General features: G+C 45.8%; 20 protein-coding genes. 13 read left to right on the top strand and 7 right to left on the bottom strand.

All coding sequences use genetic code 11. From position 1 onward, the window contains the following. Window positions 1-153 precede the first annotated feature (153 nt). Window positions 154-1,116, top strand: a complete 963-nt coding sequence (locus ACX9NY_RS24420) for an endo-1,4-beta-xylanase (protein ID WP_339238770.1) — start codon at window positions 154-156, stop codon at window positions 1,114-1,116. Window positions 1,117-1,251: 135 nt separating this feature from the next. On the opposite strand, the gene ACX9NY_RS24425 is transcribed toward ACX9NY_RS24420, so the two are convergent. After that, window positions 1,252-2,589, bottom strand: a complete 1,338-nt coding sequence (locus tag ACX9NY_RS24425) for a glycoside hydrolase family 30 protein (RefSeq protein WP_472475579.1) — start codon at window positions 2,587-2,589, stop codon at window positions 1,252-1,254. A gap of 311 nt (window positions 2,590-2,900) precedes the next feature. Beyond that, window positions 2,901-4,418: a leucine-rich repeat domain-containing protein gene (locus tag ACX9NY_RS24430; RefSeq protein ID WP_472475582.1), complete on the bottom strand. Its 1,518-nt coding sequence runs from the start codon at window positions 4,416-4,418 to the stop codon at window positions 2,901-2,903. A gap of 372 nt (window positions 4,419-4,790) precedes the next feature. Between ACX9NY_RS24430 and ACX9NY_RS24435 the strand changes: the two genes are divergently transcribed. From ACX9NY_RS24435 to ACX9NY_RS24465, 7 genes are all read left to right on the top strand, one after another. Continuing rightward, on the top strand, window positions 4,791-5,681 hold the full coding sequence (locus ACX9NY_RS24435; protein WP_339243251.1) for a diacylglycerol/lipid kinase family protein: 891 nt from the start codon (window positions 4,791-4,793) through the stop codon (window positions 5,679-5,681). A 147-nt stretch (window positions 5,682-5,828) separates the two neighbouring features. Then, window positions 5,829-6,746 carry an aldo/keto reductase gene (locus ACX9NY_RS24440; RefSeq protein WP_253442051.1) on the top strand — a complete coding sequence of 306 codons (918 nt, stop codon included), beginning with the start codon at window positions 5,829-5,831 and terminating at the stop codon, window positions 6,744-6,746. Window positions 6,747-7,020: 274 nt separating this feature from the next. Further along, window positions 7,021-8,403, top strand: coding sequence for a transcriptional regulator (locus tag ACX9NY_RS24445; RefSeq protein ID WP_472475586.1), 1,383 nt, complete (start codon window positions 7,021-7,023; stop codon window positions 8,401-8,403). 243 nt (window positions 8,404-8,646) lie between these two features. Beyond that, on the top strand, window positions 8,647-8,817 hold the full coding sequence (locus tag ACX9NY_RS24450) for an aspartyl-phosphate phosphatase Spo0E family protein (protein WP_339238766.1): 171 nt from the start codon (window positions 8,647-8,649) through the stop codon (window positions 8,815-8,817). 99 nt (window positions 8,818-8,916) lie between these two features. Further along, on the top strand, window positions 8,917-9,297 hold the full coding sequence (locus ACX9NY_RS24455) for a GntR family transcriptional regulator (RefSeq protein WP_339238765.1): 381 nt from the start codon (window positions 8,917-8,919) through the stop codon (window positions 9,295-9,297). After that, window positions 9,294-10,169, top strand: a complete 876-nt coding sequence (locus tag ACX9NY_RS24460) for an ABC transporter ATP-binding protein (RefSeq protein ID WP_339257969.1) — start codon at window positions 9,294-9,296, stop codon at window positions 10,167-10,169. The genes ACX9NY_RS24455 and ACX9NY_RS24460 overlap by 4 nt, the downstream gene beginning before the upstream one ends. After that, the gene (locus ACX9NY_RS24465; protein WP_339257968.1) at window positions 10,166-10,864 is read left to right on the top strand and encodes a hypothetical protein; all 699 of its coding nucleotides are present in this window, start codon (window positions 10,166-10,168) and stop codon (window positions 10,862-10,864) included. The genes ACX9NY_RS24460 and ACX9NY_RS24465 overlap by 4 nt, the downstream gene beginning before the upstream one ends. A gap of 169 nt (window positions 10,865-11,033) precedes the next feature. On the opposite strand, the gene ACX9NY_RS24470 is transcribed toward ACX9NY_RS24465, so the two are convergent. From ACX9NY_RS24470 to ACX9NY_RS24480, 3 genes are all read right to left on the bottom strand, one after another. Beyond that, window positions 11,034-11,549, bottom strand: coding sequence for a hypothetical protein (locus ACX9NY_RS24470; protein ID WP_472475591.1), 516 nt, complete (start codon window positions 11,547-11,549; stop codon window positions 11,034-11,036). A 52-nt stretch (window positions 11,550-11,601) separates the two neighbouring features. After that, window positions 11,602-12,387, bottom strand: a complete 786-nt coding sequence (locus ACX9NY_RS24475) for an isocitrate lyase/PEP mutase family protein (RefSeq protein WP_339257966.1) — start codon at window positions 12,385-12,387, stop codon at window positions 11,602-11,604. 74 nt (window positions 12,388-12,461) lie between these two features. Further along, entirely contained in the window at window positions 12,462-13,523 is a 1,062-nt protein-coding gene (locus ACX9NY_RS24480) for a bifunctional transcriptional activator/DNA repair enzyme AdaA (RefSeq protein ID WP_472475593.1), read from the bottom strand. 306 nt (window positions 13,524-13,829) lie between these two features. Between ACX9NY_RS24480 and ACX9NY_RS24485 the strand changes: the two genes are divergently transcribed. Both ACX9NY_RS24485 and ACX9NY_RS24490 read left to right on the top strand, forming a co-directional pair. Then, the gene (locus tag ACX9NY_RS24485; RefSeq protein ID WP_339238758.1) at window positions 13,830-14,207 is read left to right on the top strand and encodes a LysM peptidoglycan-binding domain-containing protein; all 378 of its coding nucleotides are present in this window, start codon (window positions 13,830-13,832) and stop codon (window positions 14,205-14,207) included. Between the two features lie 453 nt (window positions 14,208-14,660). Next, window positions 14,661-15,230 carry a hypothetical protein gene (locus tag ACX9NY_RS24490; protein WP_339257963.1) on the top strand — a complete coding sequence of 190 codons (570 nt, stop codon included), beginning with the start codon at window positions 14,661-14,663 and terminating at the stop codon, window positions 15,228-15,230. A 352-nt stretch (window positions 15,231-15,582) separates the two neighbouring features. On the opposite strand, the gene ACX9NY_RS24495 is transcribed toward ACX9NY_RS24490, so the two are convergent. Next, the gene (locus tag ACX9NY_RS24495) at window positions 15,583-16,500 is read right to left on the bottom strand and encodes a phosphatidate cytidylyltransferase (RefSeq protein ID WP_124116831.1); all 918 of its coding nucleotides are present in this window, start codon (window positions 16,498-16,500) and stop codon (window positions 15,583-15,585) included. A gap of 96 nt (window positions 16,501-16,596) precedes the next feature. Here ACX9NY_RS24495 and ACX9NY_RS24500 point away from each other — a divergent pair, with 96 nt between their 5' ends. The 3 genes from ACX9NY_RS24500 to ACX9NY_RS24510 all read left to right on the top strand — a co-directional run bounded on the left by ACX9NY_RS24500 (window position 16,597) and on the right by ACX9NY_RS24510 (window position 20,165). Continuing rightward, window positions 16,597-17,151, top strand: a complete 555-nt coding sequence (locus tag ACX9NY_RS24500; protein ID WP_339238756.1) for a hypothetical protein — start codon at window positions 16,597-16,599, stop codon at window positions 17,149-17,151. A gap of 521 nt (window positions 17,152-17,672) precedes the next feature. Then, entirely contained in the window at window positions 17,673-18,968 is a 1,296-nt protein-coding gene (locus tag ACX9NY_RS24505) for a GntP family permease (protein WP_472475597.1), read from the top strand. 30 nt (window positions 18,969-18,998) lie between these two features. Then, complete coding sequence (locus ACX9NY_RS24510) at window positions 18,999-20,165, top strand: glycerate kinase (protein WP_472475599.1); 1,167 nt, start codon at window positions 18,999-19,001, stop codon at window positions 20,163-20,165. 135 nt (window positions 20,166-20,300) lie between these two features. Here ACX9NY_RS24510 and ACX9NY_RS24515 read toward each other — a convergent pair whose 3' ends face one another. Continuing rightward, window positions 20,301-21,347, bottom strand: a complete 1,047-nt coding sequence (locus tag ACX9NY_RS24515) for a CdaR family transcriptional regulator (protein WP_472475601.1) — start codon at window positions 21,345-21,347, stop codon at window positions 20,301-20,303. Window positions 21,348-21,350 lie beyond the last annotated feature (3 nt).

Genomic DNA, 21,350 nt, shown 5'->3' on the forward strand with positions numbered 1-21,350 from the left:
GGATTTAAGAGAGAAATCTATAAATATAGCTAACTATTAATTTACGATTTTTGAAAATAGTATAATTTGCAGGTGTTAAAGACCAAAATTATCCAGTAAAATGGTTTTTGTAAGCGCTTAATAATTCTAAATAATGATTAAGGAGGAATTTCATTGTTCAAGTCCAAGTGGTTCAAGACGGTTGGTTCACTAGCATTGGTAGGCGTTCTCGCTGCTTCGGTTGCAGTTGGTAGTGTGAGCGCTGGTTTGGCAAAAGGTAGCAAATTTTTAGGCAATATTATCGCTAGCCAGGTTCCTTCGAATTTTAGCCCTTATTGGAACCAGGTAACTCCAGAGAACTCCACCAAGTGGGATGCTGTGGAAGGTACACGCAACGTGATGAACTGGGGTCAGGCAGATATGGCCTACAACTATGCGGTCAACAACAATTTTCCGTTCAAATTCCATACGCTCGTATGGGGGAATCAGCAGCCAAACTGGATTAACAGTCTCTCTGCCGCCGATCAGAAGGCTGAAGTGACACAATGGATTAACGCCGCAGGCCAGCGGTATCCGAAGGCAGCATATGTGGATGTCGTCAATGAGCCGCTTCATGCCAAGCCTTCTTATCGCAACGCGATTGGTGGAGATGGAGCCACTGGCTGGGATTGGGTTATCTGGTCATTCCAGCAGGCTAGACAAGCCTTCCCGAACGCCAAATTGTTGATCAATGAATACGGAATTATCGGTGATCCGGCTAAAGCGGACCAATATATCCAGATTATCAACCTTCTGAAAAACAGAGGTTTGGTTGATGGTATTGGTATCCAAGCACATTACTTTAATATGGACAACGTCTCTGTGAGCACGATGAACACAGTACTGAATAAGCTGGCTGCGACAGGTCTGCCGGTCTATGTATCCGAACTGGATATGACGGGCGATGATAATACGCAGTTGCAGCGCTATCAGCAGAAATTCCCTGTACTGTGGAAGCATGCTGCTGTTAAAGGCGTAACACTGTGGGGCTACAACCAGAACCAAACGTGGGTAAACGGTTCGCATCTGGTTAATAGCAACGGTACAGAACGTCCAGCGCTGCAATGGTTGAGAAATTATCTGGCGAACAACCCTTAAGCGTGCATTTTGACGAGTCTGAGTTTCCCTTGTGAAATTCGTTATTATATAACACCAAATAGCGCCTGTTCCACATGTTAAGCATGGGAATATGGCGCTATTGGTGTGAGTATGCTTTGTTTCAACTGAGGTTTGTTACTTCGGTTGAATAACCATGCTGTTGAAGGAATCAGCTTCCAACTCCAGACGAAGGGTGTGTCCTTCATATGCCAGATACAAGTCGCGACGATCCTGGAATGGATTGTTGATGACAATGACGAGACTGTTATCCGGGTTGCGGAAAGCCACAGATTTACCGCTCCAGGCCCCAGACAGGCCGACTCTTCGAGCACCAGGGACCACATGATGAGCGAAGTGTTTCATCACATAATACTCCGGGTTTCGAGTAACCTCCTTATTGTCCGGATCTACGGTCATCATGGAGTTCTGCTCCCAGCCCCATGTGCTGCGGCCTTTCGGTTTCAGAACCATGTTCCAGTAGATGTACGCGTTCACGCCGTTGCTGAAGTAATGCTGGTAGAGGTTATATACGTATTTGGCGTAGTTCCAAGAGTTGTTGCCATCGCCGCATTCGTTCTCGGTCTGCATATAACGTAGCTCCGGATAACTTGCCGAGGTACGTTGAATGGCATTTTTGCCAGCCCATTGATACCCAACACCTTTGATATAGGAATAGGCCTTTGGATCACTCAGGACAAGTCCGGCGTACTCGTCGAAGTCGTTTGTTTTTTTCTTGATCAATTCTTCCCATGGATCAGGGGCGTTGATCGTGCCCAGCCAGATCTCCGTATCCAGACCGTGTTTGTCAAAAGCCGGCCCCAGATAATCGGCGATAAACTCACGAAGCTGCTCGCCTGTCCACATGCAAGAAGGGAATTTCTGATCTGCAATGACTTCGTTCTGCACATGCACCTGATGGATGGTAATGCCTGCATCACGATAAGCCTGTACGAATTTTACGAAATACAGGGCGTAGGCCTCCAGAATATCTTTCTCCCAACGAAGTGTGCCGTAGTTATAGGCTTTGGGTGACTTCATCCATGTTGGCGGGCTCCAAGGGGAGGCGAAGAATTGCAGGTTCGGGTTATAACTCAGAGCTTCTTTGATGTAGGGAATCAGATATTTGAAATCACGTTCGATCGAAAAATGTTCCATGGCCACGTCACCGTCCACCTCGTTGTGGCTATACCACTGCTCCGCATAATCACTTGCGCCGATGGGCAGGCGGCAGATGTTAAACTTGTGCTCACCCTCCGGATGGAAGAGGGAATGAAATACCTCATGGCGCTGCTCCTCGCTCAAGTGAGACAGAGCCATATAACCAAGCTCGTTGAAACATCCGCCGAATCCTTCCACAAGCTGATGCTGCTCACCCGTGAGTTTTAAGTTAGCGCTTTCATTTGTCGACGCAAAAGATAACTCTTTCCATGGACTATCTTGGGTTGTTGAATAACCAGTGAACGTAAATGTCATATAATTTTCCTCCTCGCGTGGACTCCAGCTGTCATCTATATTACGTTCAGTATAACAATTATCGCGGCAAAAGAAGATATGCTAAACCGTGTAAAATTTGCCCTAATCCGAGATAGAATGTTACAAGTTCATGCTCGTATAAACAGTTGGTACGGTGCATTTACTTATGATTGATTCTATCCATATACCACTATCCAATGTCGTAACACTATTGTCATAACACATGAAAAATCCCCGCTGATCGTTCAAGGCGGGGACTTTGCTATGTTTCTCATATTCTCTTATGGCTGAAATTGAACGTGAGATGCGACTTAAGGCTGTACACGATCACCGAGCTGTTTATTTTCAAAAATCAGAATCGTTTTACTGCTACCGATGTAACCAACAGAGGCATTGAATTGCTCTGAAATGAAGCGAACAGGAACAAAAGCTTTGCCATTTCTCATCATTAGAGGAGCATCATTGATTGCAAGTGTATCGTCCACGATAACCTGCTTGTTGCCCACGCTCCAGCGTATCGTTTTGTCATTCTGTGTGATCACGGCTTCGCGCGTACCGCTGTTCCAGTTCACACTGGCGTTTAATTGCTCCGAGACAAAGCGCAGAGGCACATAGGTCCGCCCTTCATCGATAAAAGGTGCAGCATCCAGTGCATAAGCACGATCTCCTACATAGGCAGTGGTAGACCCTTCCATCAGCCGCTGGAAGCCGCCTTGCGGCGTCCGTTTCTGCTCCCGCACATTCATCCGGTTCAGAATCTGCATTGTCTGACTGCCACTTGTGACATCCAAATAATTGTTCTGCACGGTAAGCCCCGCAGGCTCAACCTCTGGGACAGATGTCTGAATACCTGAGGACAATAAGGTGGACGCTGAAATATCCTGAATGGCGTTCGTCGCAGACTGGTCACGGGTAAACGTAAAACCTGCAATCGGTGTCAGGTCCCACACCCGGTTGTTGGATAATTTTAATACGTCCAAACTTGATAGTTGCCGAAGAGGTTCCAGATCATAGATCTGATTGAATTCTGCATTCAGTTCCTTCAGACCAGTCAGTCCCTCAAGCCCCTTGAGGTGTTGTACTTGGTTACCAGAGATATCAAGTGTCCGAAGCCGTGTCAGGTGCTCCAGTGGTGTCAGGTCCGTAATGTGATTGCCTGCTACATTCAGATTCCGCAGGGTATTTGGCAATTCAGCCAGTAGTTCCAGTGTCTGAATCTGGTTGTTTGCAACATTGAGTTGTTGGAGCCGTTTCTTACCCATGAGCGGTGTCAGATCACTAATGGAATTGTTTGAAATCTCAAGCCATTTCAGTGCATCCGCATCCGAGAGGGCTGCAAGACTGGCAATCTGGTTACCGCTGGCGTGGAACGTATGTAATCGGTTGAACCCACGTACAACCTCTATAGATGAAATGGAATTGTTGCTGATATACAGCCGTCCCAAGTCTTTCAATTCAGCAAGTGCGTCTATGGATGTAATGTAATTGTTGCGAACATCGATCTCGCGAAGCTGAGTTAGGTGCTCCAGGGGTGTGAGATCCTCAATCTCATTCCCATATAATCGGAGGTGAGTCAGGTTGGTCGCATATTCCAGACCGGACAGGCTCTGAATACCTGCATTGCTCAGGTCCACCACTTCAAGTTGCTCCAGATCAGATGAAGTCAGTGGAACATCGAGAGGTTTATTCAGGATTAGCTTCAATCCGTCTTCAAGTAAGGGATCCTCAATGATTCCCTCACCCGAGTCTGTAGTTGTGTAAGCCATGGCTTGCCCCGATGCCCCGAGACTTAGGATGAATACTAGAAATAATAGAGTCACTCTTCTCATTGCATGTATTTCCTCCGATTTTTAGAATTATAAAATAATCCGAACGATTGAGTTAGATAAGTATCGCATTTCCACCATAACAGAAGGTTGTTATGCCTACGGAGTGTTGCGTGTAGATTGAACAATTTAATGTATGCAGACTCGGCTAAAAACACATCTATAGTTATTAACCCGTCAACAGGAAAAAGGAACACGAAATTTCATAAGGGGTATTCTCTTACTTCTATTCTATATGAAACAAGTCCTGCTCTGCACTCTTCAGAGACATGTTTATCAAAAAAAATAAAGCATCCCTTGCTGGCCCTATTCAACCCACCCTTGAAACGGGTAAAGATGGAGTAAAGATGCCAATTTGGAGGGGAAGATGTGAGTATGCGCCAAGCCATGATCATTAGCAATCCGTCGTCAGGTAAGGAAGAGGCCGATCAGTATGTGTCTCAAGTCAGAGAAATTCTGGAGTCGCAGCAGTATGAGGTAGTTATTAACGAGACGGCCGGGGAAGGTGATGCGGTGGGCTATTGCCTGAACGCCTGCAAGGATGGCTGTGATCTGGTCATTTCCATCGGAGGCGATGGAACACTGCATGAGACGATTAATGGCATGATGGATCAGAACCATCGTCCCCGATTGGGCATCGTACCTTTAGGTACGGTGAATGATTTTGCACGTGCGCTGAATATCTCGCTTGACCCGGAGGAGGCCATTCGGCAGTTACGTTCGGATCAGACCCATATCGTGGATATCGGGAAAATCAATGATCGTCTGTTTGCCAACGTGGTAGCAGCAGGTTCTTTGGCAGAAGCTCTATTCTCTGTATCCTCGGAAGAGAAGTCGAAGCTAGGTTCATTCGCGTATCTCAAGGAAGGTTTGAAAGACTTGGTGAATACACCAGCCAATCAACTGACCATTGAATATGACGGTCAGATCTGGGAGGGAGAATCTCCTCTTTTTCTGGCGGCGCTGACCAATTCGGTTGGAGGATTCCAGAAGTTGTCACCTGATGCTGAGGTGGACGATGGTTTGATCCATTGTTTTGTTGTTCGCAATATTAGTGTGTTCAACAGCCTGACCCTAGGTACTTCCCTGTTTTTTGGCAATCTGAAGGAGCATAAGGATGTGGATTATTTTACAGCCAAAGAAGTTCATGTTCGCTCAGACGAAGCCATTCGCACGAATGTAGACGGTGAGGAAGGTCCTGACCTGCCTATTCATATCACTGTCCTACCAAGGCATATTGAGGTTATCGTGCCGGAAGAAGTATAACTTCTTCTTTTCATAAGTATAGGCAGGAATCAAGAACCTATCATTTCTCCATATGAATGTAGGATAAATCTATTGAAACCGATTGCAGATGTGTGTCACAATCAAAAGAAGATACACGATAATATTCGAATATGGAGGGAAAACATCTTGAGAACCATTAAATTGGGCAGCAGCACACTTGAAGTACCTGTAGTCGCTGTGGGTTGCATGCGGATTAATTCACTAGACGGTAAGGAAGCTGAACATTTTGTTCGTTCTGCAATGGAAGTTGGAGCGAATTTCTTTGACCATGCTGACATATATGGTACAGGAACATGTGAGGAGATCTTCGCCGAAGCAGTACAGATGAATCCACAAGTTCGTGAAAATATGATTCTTCAATCCAAATGCGGTATTCGCAAAGGAATGTTTGATTTCTCCAAAGAGCATATTCTGAATTCGGTGGATGGTATTCTTCAGCGTCTGAAAACGGAATACCTTGACGTTCTGCTGCTGCACCGTCCGGATGCTTTGGTTGAGCCGGAAGAAGTGGCTGAAGCCTTTGATCAACTGGAGCGCGAAGGTAAAGTGCGTCACTTCGGGGTGTCCAACCAGAATCCGAACCAGATCGAACTGTTGAAAAAATACGTGAAACAGCCACTGGTTGCCAACCAGTTGCAGATGAGTATTACCAACACAACGATGATCGACAGCGGAATCAACGTGAACATGGAGAACGATGCTGCGGTTAACCGTGATGGCAGCATTCTTGATTATTGTCGTCTCCATGATATCACCATTCAGCCGTGGTCCCCGTTCCAGTACGGATTCTTCGAAGGCGTATTCCTGGGTAGCGACAAGTTCCCGGAATTGAATGCTAAGATCGACGAGATTGCTGCGAAGTATGACGTGAGCAATACAACGATTGCAATCGCTTGGTTGCTTCGTCACCCTGCGCAGATGCAGCCTGTGACAGGCACGATGAATATTGAACGTCTGCAAGATTGTGTAAAAGCAGGAGATGTTCATCTCACTCGTCCAGAGTGGTATGAAATTTATCGTGCGGCAGGTAATATACTGCCTTAAATGCAAGTTATAGTGAGCATACTGACTAATGAGTCAGTTGAGAGCACGAGCCGATAGATGGCTCGTGTTTTTTTGTCTATTTTCAGGTTTGATGCCGAGTACGTTTCCGATATAAAATAAGGATAGGGGTCTGTATTTTAATTAAAGGATTAAAATGTAATTAATACAAATTAGTTGAAATTATTATATTGACCGATACTTTTTAATTACATATAATTACTTTTGCATACCGATAATCCTGTATATGTTTTTTATTTTGGAGGGTGGTGTTCGTTTGGAGCCGACAACCACGATACGCGATCATTTAGAAAGTTATTTGAAGCGTGAACAGATGTCCATTAGTCATTTTTCGGAAACGTCAGGGATTAATTCGGGTACGCTGAGCAATATTTTGAATAAAAATCGGCCTATTGCCATGCAGCAGTTGGATCGCATTACTTCCGCCATGAGACTGGAAGAAGGTTACTTCTATGAGTTATACATAGATGAGTGTTTTGTACATGCAACCCCGGACTGGCGAAGGTTGGGACCGTTCCTTCATCGCTGCGCCGAGTTGGACAAGCTGGACTGTATTGAAGAGGTTATTCGTCTGATGATGGATAATCTGTCCTATATTCCTTTGTTATTTGATGTGGCTGAAGAATTCTACCAAGCAGGTAAATTCAAACCGGCCATCCTTCTATATGAGAACATCGCTGAAAGCGAGAAAATGCAGCATTCCGAGCGACTTGCACTCTGTCAGTATCGGCTGTTCAGGTTGGGGTTAACCAATGATCAGCAGCGGAATCTGATTATTGCAGCTCGGTTTGAATACTATGTGGATCGGTTGGATGAACGTTATCAGTTGGATGCGCTTAACGAACTCATTAATGCGTTTGCATCGCTCCACAGATGGAGCAAAGTTCAAGAGCTATCAGAAAAACTGAAGATAAAAGCAACCATTCATTATGAGATGAATGGTCGAAGAAAACAAGAAGAAACTAAACGACCTATCGTTTTTTATATTATGTATGCTTATTTAGCATCTGGAAGTGCTCATTTCCATCTGAACAACTATGAAATGGCATTGAAGTATGTTGCATTATACACTGATTACAGTTGGGTAAAAAATCCTGAACCTGAGGAAAAAGTGGTCATACATCAATTTCAGGAATGGGCTGAGGGTAATCGTTATATATATCAATTAATGGCGGGACAGTTTGAGGTATTACCTGCTTATCTGGCATATATCTCGAATAAGGAAAATGAGATATTTCCAGCGCTTTGTGATATTGTAACGGCAGCTAACCGCTATGATATGAATATAGACCATGTACTTGAGCAATATGAATCGTACTTCACTTATCAGGAACAGAGCAATCGGATTGGGAAAGTGAGTAAACAAATTACCGATGATCGATACGTTCGTCTTTTAGCTGGATTAGGAACATATTATCTTAAAAAAGACAGGTTTGCAGAGGGATTAGATTTCGTTCTCCATAGCTTGAGATTTTCTATTGAAATTAGCGATGGACGAGGTATGCTTAGAGGTGTCGGATTGTTTGAACAATATAGGGACTACGCATCTGACACAGCTATAAAGCAATACAAAATCTTGATTGGTGAGGTGCAGAAACTCAATGAAGAGAAAGCTGGCTTTGCTGATAGTTACATGTAGTATCATGTTGAGCATCGTAATCCCTGTTCCTGGTCCTTCCCCGACGGTGGAAAGCCCAGACCCTTCAATCTACCGAACGAATGATCACGGTTTAGGGACATAAGCCTGAACCAACGGACGCTTCTGATTTATTTCAGAAGCGTTCTTTTTGTGTGTATTCAAGTGGAAGAATAAGTATGTCTTATCTCATATGCGCTTTTGATTGGCATAATACACTAAAATATGACAAAAGGGAGGGGTATTATGGATCGCCTGGATTTGATGTCACGGATCGAAGATGCCAGACAGTTGTTATATCGCATGCATATGGAGTACGACAGTCTGCTTCACCCTGAAGTGATCCAGCAATCCGTAGTCCTGGACGGTCTAATTAATCAATATAATAGAACCAAGGTAGAAAAGACGATGAATTAAGTTCGCCTATTTACATTTGCGTTTTTGTATACTATAGTTAGTTACATGAGTAACTAACCGACTAACTAACTAATGAATACGTATGAAAGTTGGAGGCACATGAAATCGACTTTGGATGAATCCCAGCCTATTTTTCATCAGATTGCCACGATGATTATGGACGATATTGTGGAGGGCAGATTGAAGGTGGAAGAACAAGTTCCCTCAACCAATGAGCTGTCACGCTTCTACAACATCAATCCCGCTACAGCCCGCAAAGGACTCCAGGAACTCGTGGACAAGGGGATAATATACAAACAGCGAGGTGTTGGGATGTTTGTTGCGAAGGGAGCAAGAGAAGCCTTGCTCATTGAACGAAAGCAGGATTTTTATGAAGAATACATTAAGCCTTTACTTGAAGAAGCCAGACGTATTCACATGAATGAAGACATGATTATTGATCTGATTCGCGGCAAGCAAGATAAGGAGAGTGAGTTATGATTCATATGGAGCAAGTCAACTACAGTTATCAGAAGACACCCGTTCTGAACCAGGTTACGCTGCATGAGAGTGAGCCAATCATTAGTGCAATCTGGGGAAGAAATGGGGCGGGCAAAACAACCCTGATGAGTATACTCGCAGGGCATAACCGCCCGGACAGTGGAACCGTTCAGATCATGGGCCAAGATCCCTATAATAATCTGGCTGCTCAAGAGCATCTATGTTACATCCAGGAGAATCATCCCTTGGGGAAAAACTGGACGGTTAGTGATATGGTTCAAATGGGGCAATATTTTCATCCACAGTGGAATCAGGAATTGGCGGAGCGGTTAATCGATGTGTTCGAATTACCAGCGAAGAAGAAGATCAATAAATTTTCGAAAGGCATGAAGACGGCCACTCAGATTATATTAGGTCTTGCCAGTCATGCAAAGATAACTATTCTGGATGAACCGACCAATGGGCTCGATGCGGAGAAGCGTAAATTTTTCTATAATGCGCTACTGGAAAGTTACGAAGATGACCCGCGTCTGATCCTGATATCCAGCCATCATATTGAGGAGATTCAGCCTTTATGTGAGTCCCTTATCGTTTTGCAAGCCGGAGAGGTGATATTAAATCAGCCTATGGAAGAAATGCGCGAAAAAGGAGTTCTTCTAACAGGGAGAATAGAAGATGTTAGTCGGGTGACAGCAGATGTTAAAGTTATCGAATCTTCCCAGATGGGATCGACTGTGAAAGTGATGATTGATGAGCCCTACTCGAAAATGTGGAAGGATATCGCTCATGCACAGGGGCTTTCCATTGAGAAAGCGACATTACAGGATTATTTGGTTAACAGGACCCGTAAACAAGAGGGGGTTAAACCGTGAATGCAGTAAAAGGCACCAATCGTTTAATTCAGGATGATATGCGTTTGTATTTGATCATATTTACATCCATCGCTCTAATGCTCACTGTTGTATATCTGGCCATTGGTTTCATATTTGATGTCTCGTATACCACGCAGTTGTTTGGCCCCATGTACGGAGGGATATGCACGTTCGCGATCGGGGGAATCATTACTCTGTTCCCGGTTGCGATTGGTATGGGCAGTACACGAATTCAATTCATGAAATCCTTCTATATGAACTCGGTATGGATGGTTGCAGGTACCATGGCCATTTTACATGTGGTGTATTTCCTCATACACCTGCTTCAGGAAAGTGGTATGGTTGACGTTACCCTCTATCAACCAGGCATGTTGTATTCAAACGAATATCATTTCTTAGCCTACCTATGGATCGATCTGATGTGTGGCTTTCTCGTATTGGGATTCTCTGTCTTCCCAACGGTATGTTGGATGCGATTGGGGTTGCGTAACTTCTTCATTATGTTCTTTGGGGTAGGCTTGGTCATTACGCTGATTATTACATTGGGTGATCTTGGTGAGTTTATGTTGTGGATTGCTGGGATTGATCGCATGACATTGTTTACTGTTCTTGGGTTCATAGGTGGTGCGCTACTTCTCTCTACGTACCCGATGATGAAGAATGCGCCGCTTACCATGAAATCCAAAAGAGACTGACAGCATATTGTTATATGAAGCAACCGGGGCTAATGAAAGTATGCGAAAATTCCTCGAATACCAAAGACACGAGTGCGAACACGCCTCGTGTTTTTGGTATCATCTTAGCTTGCTGACTACTGATTATACTATTCATCAATCGCTGTTCAATTCAAGGAATGTGTATGTGTTAAGCCTGAGCTTGTGGTTTGAATCCTTCGTCTTGGAGATACTCGCCAGCTTCGCTACGTGTTTCAAAGGCCATATCCAGATTATCGCCGGAATACACATACCACATGTCATCTTCATATTTTAAAGTCAGCGTATGTCCATCTTCATCGACCCATGTTCCGCCACCCGTAGAAGTTGGAGCCAATGCAGGAGCAGCTTTTATTTGTTCTGGCTCTTTGAATTCAACTGCATTGGGATTGTGAGACATCGCTTGGATCGTTTCATCTAACAAGGTGCGCAGATCTGCTTCGGAGTAATCGCGAATATTGACGAATCCTTTAGCATCGGTCTCATAGTCAGGCAGTAGACCTGCATAGATATAACCGTTACCGTTAGGGTGAATGTGGAGAGCAACAATTTTTTTATCATACGCACTTTCCTCGTAGTGGAAATTCACACGACCGAGAGAAACGTCTTTGCGTTGCAGTTGGGGATACGATTGTAACACTTCAAGCTTTTGTTCCGCGTTAAGCATAATTGCCTCCTAGTTAATGTTGGGTAGGGGTGATTATACCATAGGTGATCGCTTATGACGATTCGGAACTACTCAGCAAAATACTTCGCCCCAGTTCTTTCAGGTGTTCCATAGCTTGCAGGTAAGGATAAGGCCCATAGCTTACGCGTGCTACACCCAATGTGGCAAGTTGTTTGGGTGAAGGCTCAGGAGACGTAACCATGATGTTAATTGGCAGCGGTGAACGCTCACACAATTCTTGAATCAACTGGTGATCCTGTAAGCCGGGTACGAACAGACCGCTGGCCCCTGCATCTGCATAACGGTTCGAACGCATGAGTGTTTCCTCCAGCAGGGAATGGTTATGGTGTTCCGGTGCATGTTGCAGAAAAATATCTGTGCGGGCGTTAATGAACAAAGGTATGCCTGCTTGCTCGGCAGCTTCCCGGGCGGCGGACAGTCTCGGGCATTGCTCCTCCACAGTGTACAATCCCAAGCCGGTGGGAAGTTGATCCTCAATGTTAATTCCTACAGCACCATGATCGATGACTTGCAGGACATTTTGCTTCACTTCTGACACCAACCTCCCATACCCTCCCTCTATATCGATTGTTACAGGCAGATCCACGCTCGCTGTAATCCGTGCTAGATTGGCAAGTACCAGATGGAATGGCATGGCTTCGCCATCTTGCTCACCATGGGCCGCAGCAACGGACCAGCTTCCGGTCGCAATGGCCGTTGCTCCGGCGGATTGAATGGCTTGTGCACTTCCGGCATCCCACACATTGACCAGAACTAGTGGTTTGCCTTTCACATGGTATTGTTGGAACAACGCTGCTTTCTCTTCTAAGATCCTCATATTAGGATGACTCTCCTTTGTTATATCATGTATTCCTTTGATTATTTGATGCGTACTTTATTGCTTCATTTTCGTTATTCGTGGCTACCCTGTTCCTGTTGTTTCTCATGCGTCAAAAGCCAGTTCTTGCGAGTTAATCCCCCTCCGTATCCGCCTAGTTCACCACTTGCATTGATTACACGATGACATGGAATTACTATCGCAAGCTGATTAGCCCCATTCGCCTGTGCCACGGCTCGGCAAGCAGTCGGTTTACCGAGTGCATTGGCAATTTCCTGATATGACCTTGTTTCACCTGCCGGAATGGCCATTAGCTGTTCCCACACCTGTTTTTGAAATAGTGTTCCTAAACAGAACAACGTTGTGTCGAATGCTGTCCTTTTTCCTTGAAAGTACTCGTTTAGTTCACGCTCAATGGACTGTATGGGAGCCGTAGTACCAGGTACGATAGCTGATTTGGTCCGTTTGCGCAGGCGCTCAACTTCGCGTTCCAGGCCTCTACGATCCACAAATTCCAGTAAATATAGGGCCTCATCATCTGCAATAGCCATCATCGGACCAAGGCGGGTGTCAATCCAGGACGCTTTTAGAACTTGCCCTTCATGCACTTGAGTGGGAGCAGCACCCATGATGCGTGAAAAGGCATCGCGGAAGCCGCTGCTTGACTCGTATCCGGTAGATAATTGACTATCAATCACGGTGCGTCCAGAACGAATATTCTTCAGTGCAAGCCCCATGCGTCGGGCGCGGGCATATTCGACAAAGGTCATGCCGAACCGCTTCTTGAACTGTCGGCGAGCCGTAGATTCATCGATGGAGAGTGCCTTGAAGTCCTGTCCTTTCCAGCGTTTCTCCGGATTTTTCTCCACAGCTTCGACTAATAGGCGAACCACATCGGAGACTTGGTTGGGATGAGAGAGCGGGCGGCAGCGCTGGCAAGGGCGATAAGAGGCCAGAAGTGCCTGCTGAGCCGTCTCATAGAATTCGCAGTTTTCGAATTTTGGTTTTCGTGCAGGGCATGTGGGACGACAGAACACACCTGTGGTTCGGACCCCTACATAGAATAAACCCTCGTATTCCGAATCCTTGGCCACAAGCGCCTCGTAATATTGTTCCTTCAGATCAGCAGAAATCATGGGGGCACGTCCTTACTTCATTAGAATCTTTATCTATAACCTATTATAGAAAAACGTTACGGCATGCATCGCCGAAAATCAGGCATGAATATTGAAAAGATTGCATTGAATATCCCGATGAAATTTGGTTGTTCAGAATTTGTTTAGAGTGAACTGGTAGTATAGACCTATCATCGTGAATCGACTTAGGCAAAGATACCTAGGTGTCGAAAAACATAATTGTATCTTGTTCATTGTTATAGGAAAAACACATAGGTAAACATGAAATTAAAGATTAACGGAATGAAATTTTGGAGGTCGACTAGAATGAAATATTCTACGTACAAAAGCATATATGAATCCGTTTATACCAAAACGTCTGATTCTCGCACCTTGCATATTAAAGAGCAATTCTTGCAGCGTGTGAAGACACCAACCCGGCTATTGAAGATCGCCACCATAACTCTAATTATAATCATAGGGTGCAGTGCTGTATTCACCGTGTTTGCCGGAGATGAGCAAGTGTTATCGGGGGACCGGATCGTTGTATCTCCGGGCGATACGCTGTGGGGCATCTCTGTGGCACATAAACCTCAGCAGATGGACACGCGTGTGTATGTAGAAGCCATTAAGAAAGTGAACAAACTTGAGCATAACGCCATCCGGATTGGAGAAGTGTTAGTTTTGCCGGGGTTTGATCGATAGAATTATCTGTGCATGATGTCATGAACAAAGCTCTTTTTTATTCATTGAAATGCTGTCACATACTGAATTTATGAATCATTTACATATAATGGAGCTTCATGAGGGACGATATGGTGTAGTGATTAATAAGTGGTGTGCTATATAAGTTGAACTAAAGAATATTTACACTGACACTACGATGACAGAATAACCTTCCAATCGCTGTTATCCCCAGATTTTTTCGATTCCCTTTTCCAAAGGGGAAAATCCGGGGATAGCGTATGCTTCCGATGCAGCTTTCTTTCAGAAAGCTTGTAGGCGAAGTGTATGCTTTCGAAGTAGCTTTCTTGCAGAAAGCTTGTAGCTTCGCTTTTTCAGGTTGTTTCTGTCCTCTCCGTTATCGTGTAAATGATTAATTCAACTGATATAGATGTATGTGCTGTAGATGAATGAAGGGAGAATGAGATGATGACCATGAATATAAAGAAATCTGTACTTTGCATGTCTGTGCTCTGTATTTCGCTAGTCGTTAGTGCCTGTGGTGCCAAAAATAATAACGAATCCGTCCAGGAACACGCCTATCCACAATCGAAGCAACCCATAGAGGAAGCTGGAGAGAGCTCTGTGCCAAATGCGGATGCGAAGAATAACAGTGATCAAGGAAGTGCGAGTGGTGATGAGGGCAAGCCTGCGGCTCAATCGGAATCCACTGAACCGTCTGAGCAGATTGATATCGTCATTGACCAGTCGGAGAAACCGACCGAGGGCAACAGCTTTGATTTTGGTATTAAACAAGTTCCGAAGGGCTATACACTAACGGAGATGCGATGGACGTCTAACACGGTGACCATTGTGAATTCGCTACAGGAAGCCATCGAACATGGTGGAAATGGCGAAGAGGGGTTTTACTTTAGCGGCAATGGACAATTCTCCGGATTTATCTACTCGGATGAGATGAAGGGCGAGCGTGGCAAAGCCACATTTGTCTTCACCAATGATGAGGGGAACGAAATCATGGCCGAGAAGGAAATTACGTTGAAATAGCACATACATCATGCAGGCTCAGTCTGGAGCTTGTTGAACAGGAAAAGCAGCCCATTCGGCTGCTTTTTTCGAAGTGTATGAATACAAGGTCACAGACCTTTCTGTTGCTATATCTGTAAAGAATGAACTAAAGATTTACACAAGAACGTAGAGGACAGAAATATCCAGAAGAAGCGGAGCTAAAAGCTTTCTAAAGGAAAGCTGCTTCGGAAGCATAAACTTCGCCTTTATCCCCTGATTTTCACCTTTATAAAAAGAATTAAAAAATCGGGGGATAACAGCGATCTGAAGGTTGTTCTGTCATCGAAGTGGCAAGTGTAAAAATTACTTTTTAGTTCATTTTATATAGTTGCTACATAAAGTCAAAGAAATAACGGACCACGTGGAACATTACCGGAGAGGTGTAGGTCAGGCTGTCGACCCGGCTCAGGTAGCTTTTTTTGAGCGAATCAAACTTGTTGTCATCCCCGATTAACAGATCGCGCTTCAGTACAGACACGGTGAGACTGCCGAAGAATCCGGCCAAACTGATCAGCACCCCGATGAACAGCGAGAATTTCCAATCGAATGGTGTCAGGTAGGGATGGATGAAATAAGACGTAGCTGTCGTTACAATGAACGCACATGCGAACCCCTCCCAGGTGACAAACGGATTGGCGGTGGGTACCACTTTTCGTTTGCCCAGATAGAGAGAGACCAGATAATGCACCACATCGTTAAGCTGTGTTAACACGACCAGGAACAGTACCAGCTTGGACCCATACTCCGGTGTGGCGAACGGGAAATAGGCCAGGTGGCTCAGCCCGAAGACCATCAGCATCAATCCCCATTGTGTGGAGCTGACACTGCGCAGGAATCCGACCGTACCTTTGTTGATCAGGCGCGGCAAGGGAAGCACCAGGAACACATATAGTGGAATAAACACGATAAACATGCCATACCATCCAATGTAGATCCAATAGAACTGAACCGGAATCGCCAGATACGCCCATAGGAACAGCCTGCGGTCGGCTTTGCGTGTACTGCGAATCATGGAGAAGTATTCTTTGAGTGAGAAGAATGCCAATACCATGAGGGAGATCAGGGACACGATGGGGTTGAAAAGGGTAGCGAGGCAGAAGATCACGAACATGCCCCACCAGGTTTTGATTTTTTGGCCGATGCCTGAATAGTCTTTGCTTGGTTGAAGCTTCGCAATCACTTTGTAGACGATATGTATCACAAGTAAAGCTGTGAAGATTAACGTTAGAGTAAAGAGTGAGCTGCTCACGTACCGATCACCTGCTTATTCAAAGTAAGATTCCATTATAGGGCACCTATGTTATTATGAAGGAATAGTGCCAACTTGATAAGGGGAAATTTTGCTATGACAGATGAACGCTCCATCTATATTTTGCTTACGAATACAGGAACGTTGTTTACCAAGGTTATTCAGAGCTATACCCGAGCGCCATATAATCACGCATCAATCGCATTTGACAAGGAATTATCCGAACTGTACAGCTTCGGTCGCAAGCATCCGAGTAATCCGCTGAACGGCGGGTTTGTGAAGGAAGATATTCAGACAGGTACATACAGCAAGTATCCCAATACCACATGTGTCATATATGAGCTTCAGGTCACGGATCGTGAAGTGGAAAAGATGAAACGTGTGCTGCACATCTTCATCCGCAGTCGCCAGAAATATATGTACAATCTGCTCGGCGTGATTGGCATTACGCTCAAGGAGCCGGTGGAGTTCAGCAACTCCTACTTCTGTTCCCAATTTGTAGCCGAGATTCTACAGCGTTCAGGCATCAAGTTATGGAACAAGTTGCCGGCGCTCGTGACACCGGATGATTTTCGCCAGAGTGAACGATTGCAAATGGTCTATGAAGGGAAATTGAGTGAGTATACGTTGGGGAATGCAGAGCAGGAATAGGATAGGTGCGTGTGCCGATGCTTGCCAAGGAGTTCAACCATAAACCAGCCTGCTGCCACGAGATGACGAGGCAACAGGCTATTTGTGTATTTCATATAGATAGTGGTGAGAGCCGATTTCTAAGGAACACAGGACGTCTTATTTGGCCTCTCGGCCCTCTTTTGAAAATGTAAGGAACACGAGACACGTTATTTCCCGCAATCACTTGATAAATACGCTGCAAACGGTTATTTATTCAGGTATAGCGTGTCTCAGGTTCATTAGATTTCTGTGGGCGCTTCAAACCGCTCAATAAGACGCCTCAGATTCTTTAGCGATCCGGTTCAGCTCAGCTTTTGCCCCAACCCCGTGGGTGAGAGGAAGGATTCGATTCGCGGCCGTCCAAGTGCAGTATATCATTTGAAGGGACGAAATTCATTATGCATATGCACAATGAATTTCGTCCTTTCATCAATATTTATTCTCGCCTCCAGCAACTATAATGAAAGCGTGTTCAACAAGTGCATGGGGGGCAATTACTAATGGAACCTTTAACAATTAGCTGGATTGGCGCGCTGGCAGGACTGGCTATAGCCATCATTTTGATTTTGAGGAAACTGAATCCGGTCTATTCTTTATTTCTGGGTGCAATTGTAGGCGCTTTAATTGGCGGAGCGAACCTGGATGAGACCGTAAATATACTGGTGAATGGCACGCAAAGTGTTATGGGAACGGTACTCCGTGTATTAGCCGCCGGGGTACTTGCAGGTGTCATGATGGAATCGGGAGCGGCGGAGACGATAGCGCAGGCGATCGTACGTAAATTTGGCGGAAGCAAAGCGATTCTCGCCTTGGCACTGGCTACGATGATCATTACCGCGGTTGGGGTATTTATCCCCGTAGCCGTGCTGATCGTGGCACCAATTGCATTGTCTGTAGGTAATAAAATGGGCATATCCAAATTGGCCCTACTGCTGGCTTTATCGGGTGGAGGTAAGGCGGGCAACATTATCTCTCCGAACCCCAATACCATTGCAGCAGCACGAGGATTCGATCTTGATCTGAGCAACGTTATGCTGGCAGGCGTAATTCCCGCCATCTGCGGCTTGATTGTAACTGTAATTGTAGCTTCAATGCTCAAGAACAAGGGGGTTATGGTTTCTGACCAGGAAGCCGAACAGGGCGATATAGATACATCGAAGTATCCTCCACTGAGCAAAGCCATTGTTGCTCCGTTGGTAGCGATCATTTTGTTAATGATCAATCCCATCGGCTCTATTACGGGCATTGATGTATTGTCTACTTTCAAAGTGGATGCGATGTACATCCTGCCGATTGCAGGCATCATCGGTATGCTGGCGATGGGGCAAGGCAGAAACATCGTGAAATATACAACCTCAGGATTAAACAAGATGACAGCAACTGTGCTCATTCTAGTAGGTGCAGGCGGAATCGCAGGACTTATCTCTGCTTCAGATCTGTCGGGTCAGGTCGTTGGTCTGATCGAAGCATCCAGAATATCCGGCACCTTCCTCGCACCAATCGCGGGCATTCTGATGGCGGCAGCAACGGCTTCGACATCGACGGGGGTTATCTTGGCAACAGGTTCCTTCGGTGATGCCATCCTGAACATGGGCACAGCACCACTCGCGGCCGCTGTTATGGTGCACACCGGGGCTACCGTTATCGATTCCCTGCCACAGGGCAATTACTTCCACGTGTCGGCTGACAGCATGAAGATGACAATTCGTCAGCGGATGGGCGTTATTCCATATGAAGCAATTGTAGGTGGCACGATGGCGATCGTTGCAACGATATTGTACGGATTTATCCTTTAATTCTTGAATTTAACGGATGGAGTGAGAGAGATGAGAGATACGGTAGAAAATAGAGGCATGACGTTTGTTCTGGCACCAGATTCGTTTAAAGAAAGCATGACTGCGAAAGAAGTATGTATCGCGATGGAAAAAGGATTGCGTAAAATATATCCGACCGCAGGATATATTCATGTCCCCATGGCGGATGGTGGGGAAGGCACGGTCCAGTCCCTTGTGGATGCTTCTGGCGGTTCCCTTCACCAGCAAAAGGTGAGTGGACCCTTAGGTCAGACCGTGACTGCCCAGTATGGCATTCTGGGTGACGGAACAACGGCGGCCATTGAGATGGCATCGGCCAGTGGCATACATCTGGTAACCAAGGAAGCTCGAGATCCGTTACGGACGACAACCTATGGAACAGGAGAGTTGATTCGGGCATGTCTGGATCTGGGTATCCGTAAAATTATTATTGGCATTGGTGGCAGTGCCACTAATGATGGTGGTACTGGTATGGCTGAAGCGCTTGGTGCGAAGTTTCTGGATGCACAGGGTCAACCGCTTGCGCGGGGTGGTGGGGCTTTGGATCAACTGGCTCAGATTGATGTATCCGGTCTGGATGAGCGTTTGAAGGAAGTGGAATTCATTGTCGCCTGTGATGTGACCAATCCACTCTGTGGGGAACATGGTGCATCGAGGGTATTTGGGCCACAAAAAGGGGCTACCCCAGGGATGGTTGAGCAGCTGGATGCGAACTTGTCCCATTATGCAGATGTGGTGAAACAGCAACTGTGCAAAGATATCCGTGATGTACCAGGTGCCGGAGCGGCTGGTGGATTGGGTGCGGGACTTTTGATTTTTACACAGGCAGTGCTACGTAAAGGGATTGAAATTGTCATTGAATATACGGAGTTGCGTGAAAAATTGACTGCTGCGGATGTGGTATTTACGGGCGAGGGCGGTATTGACTTCCAAACGAAATTTGGTAAAACGCCATATGGCGTTGCTCGGGCAGCCAAGGAAGCGGGTAAACCCGTGATTGCCCTTGCAGGCTTCGTGGGTGAAGGGATCGACACCCTGTACGCGGAAGGCATTGATGCCATATTTGGTATTGTGCCTGGGGCAGCAAATCTGGAGCGACTATTGCGAGAAGGCCCGGAGAATGTAGAGCGTACAACCGAGAATATTGCCAGGGTGCTGAAACTGGGTCTACTCTCTTAGATCAGTGACGATCAGGATCGTACGGGGAGTTACGTGATCGTATTGGAATGCGATGTAAAAAAGACGGGATACGGATATGCCTGAAATCAGGTGATCTGTGTCTCGTCTTTTGCTATTTTCGAAGCTGTTCTGACGTTATTGGTAGAACGCGAGTAGTCCGTGGGTAAGTTCAATGAGTTCCAGCAAATTACGGGGGTCTTTGCCCGTCAGGGTCTGTATGCGTTTAAGCCGATATTGAAGGGTATTGCGGTGAATATTGAGATGGTCTGCTGTCGTGGTCATGCTGCCGTTATGATGGATAAAACTGCGCAGGGTATCCAGCAGATCAGCTGTGTCCTCAAGTTTGCTGACGATGTTGGCATGAGGCGTTAAGTCAGCTGCGCTGAATCGTACCAGAAAGGGCACTTCCTCATACCGAATGATTAGCGAATCTGGTTGAAGTGCCAGCAGGATGTTCATCACAGACCGGGCCTGTTCATAACCGATGGCGATATTCGCTTCTTTTCGGCTGACGGCGATGAACGCTTCGGATGTGACCTGTCTCAAAGTTTGGATTGTAGGATCAACGTCTGCTTCATTCTGGATCAGAATGATCTGTGTGTCGCCATCACCTTCAACAGAGAATGAAGGAACTTGGTGCAATATTCGGTTGATCTCAGTGTCAGCAGCCATGGATTTCCTGGGGAAACGGATATATAGAAGAATGGTGGGCAATTGCAGATCAATACGGTATTGCAGGGCTTCCTTTTTGACCCTTTGTGAGTAGGAGCCGGATTGGTTCAGCAGTCGTTCGATAAAGGCTTTTTTACGTGAAGCTTCATGGGCTATACTTTCCAATTGATTACGCTGTTCGATCAGGAGAGATACGGTGGTACGCACGATGTTGCAGAAAGGCCGAACTTCATCCGGATGACCGGATATGCCAATGACTCCGACATGCTGCTGATTGATGAGAATCGGTTCGTTGGTGCCCATTTTCTCAAGTATGCCATCCCGCCAGACCTCAATCATGCTTCCTGTCGTCAACGCGCGGACAGCACCCTGATGAACGGTGCCCACACGTTCCTTCTGACCACTTCCAATAATAATGCCGTGCTCATTCATAATGTTGATGTTGTATGGAATGTCCTGCATCATTTTATCTACAATATCCTGCGCCTGTTTTTCCGAAAGCTGCAACAACGA

This window comes from Paenibacillus sp. CB74, from assembly GCF_055687625.1.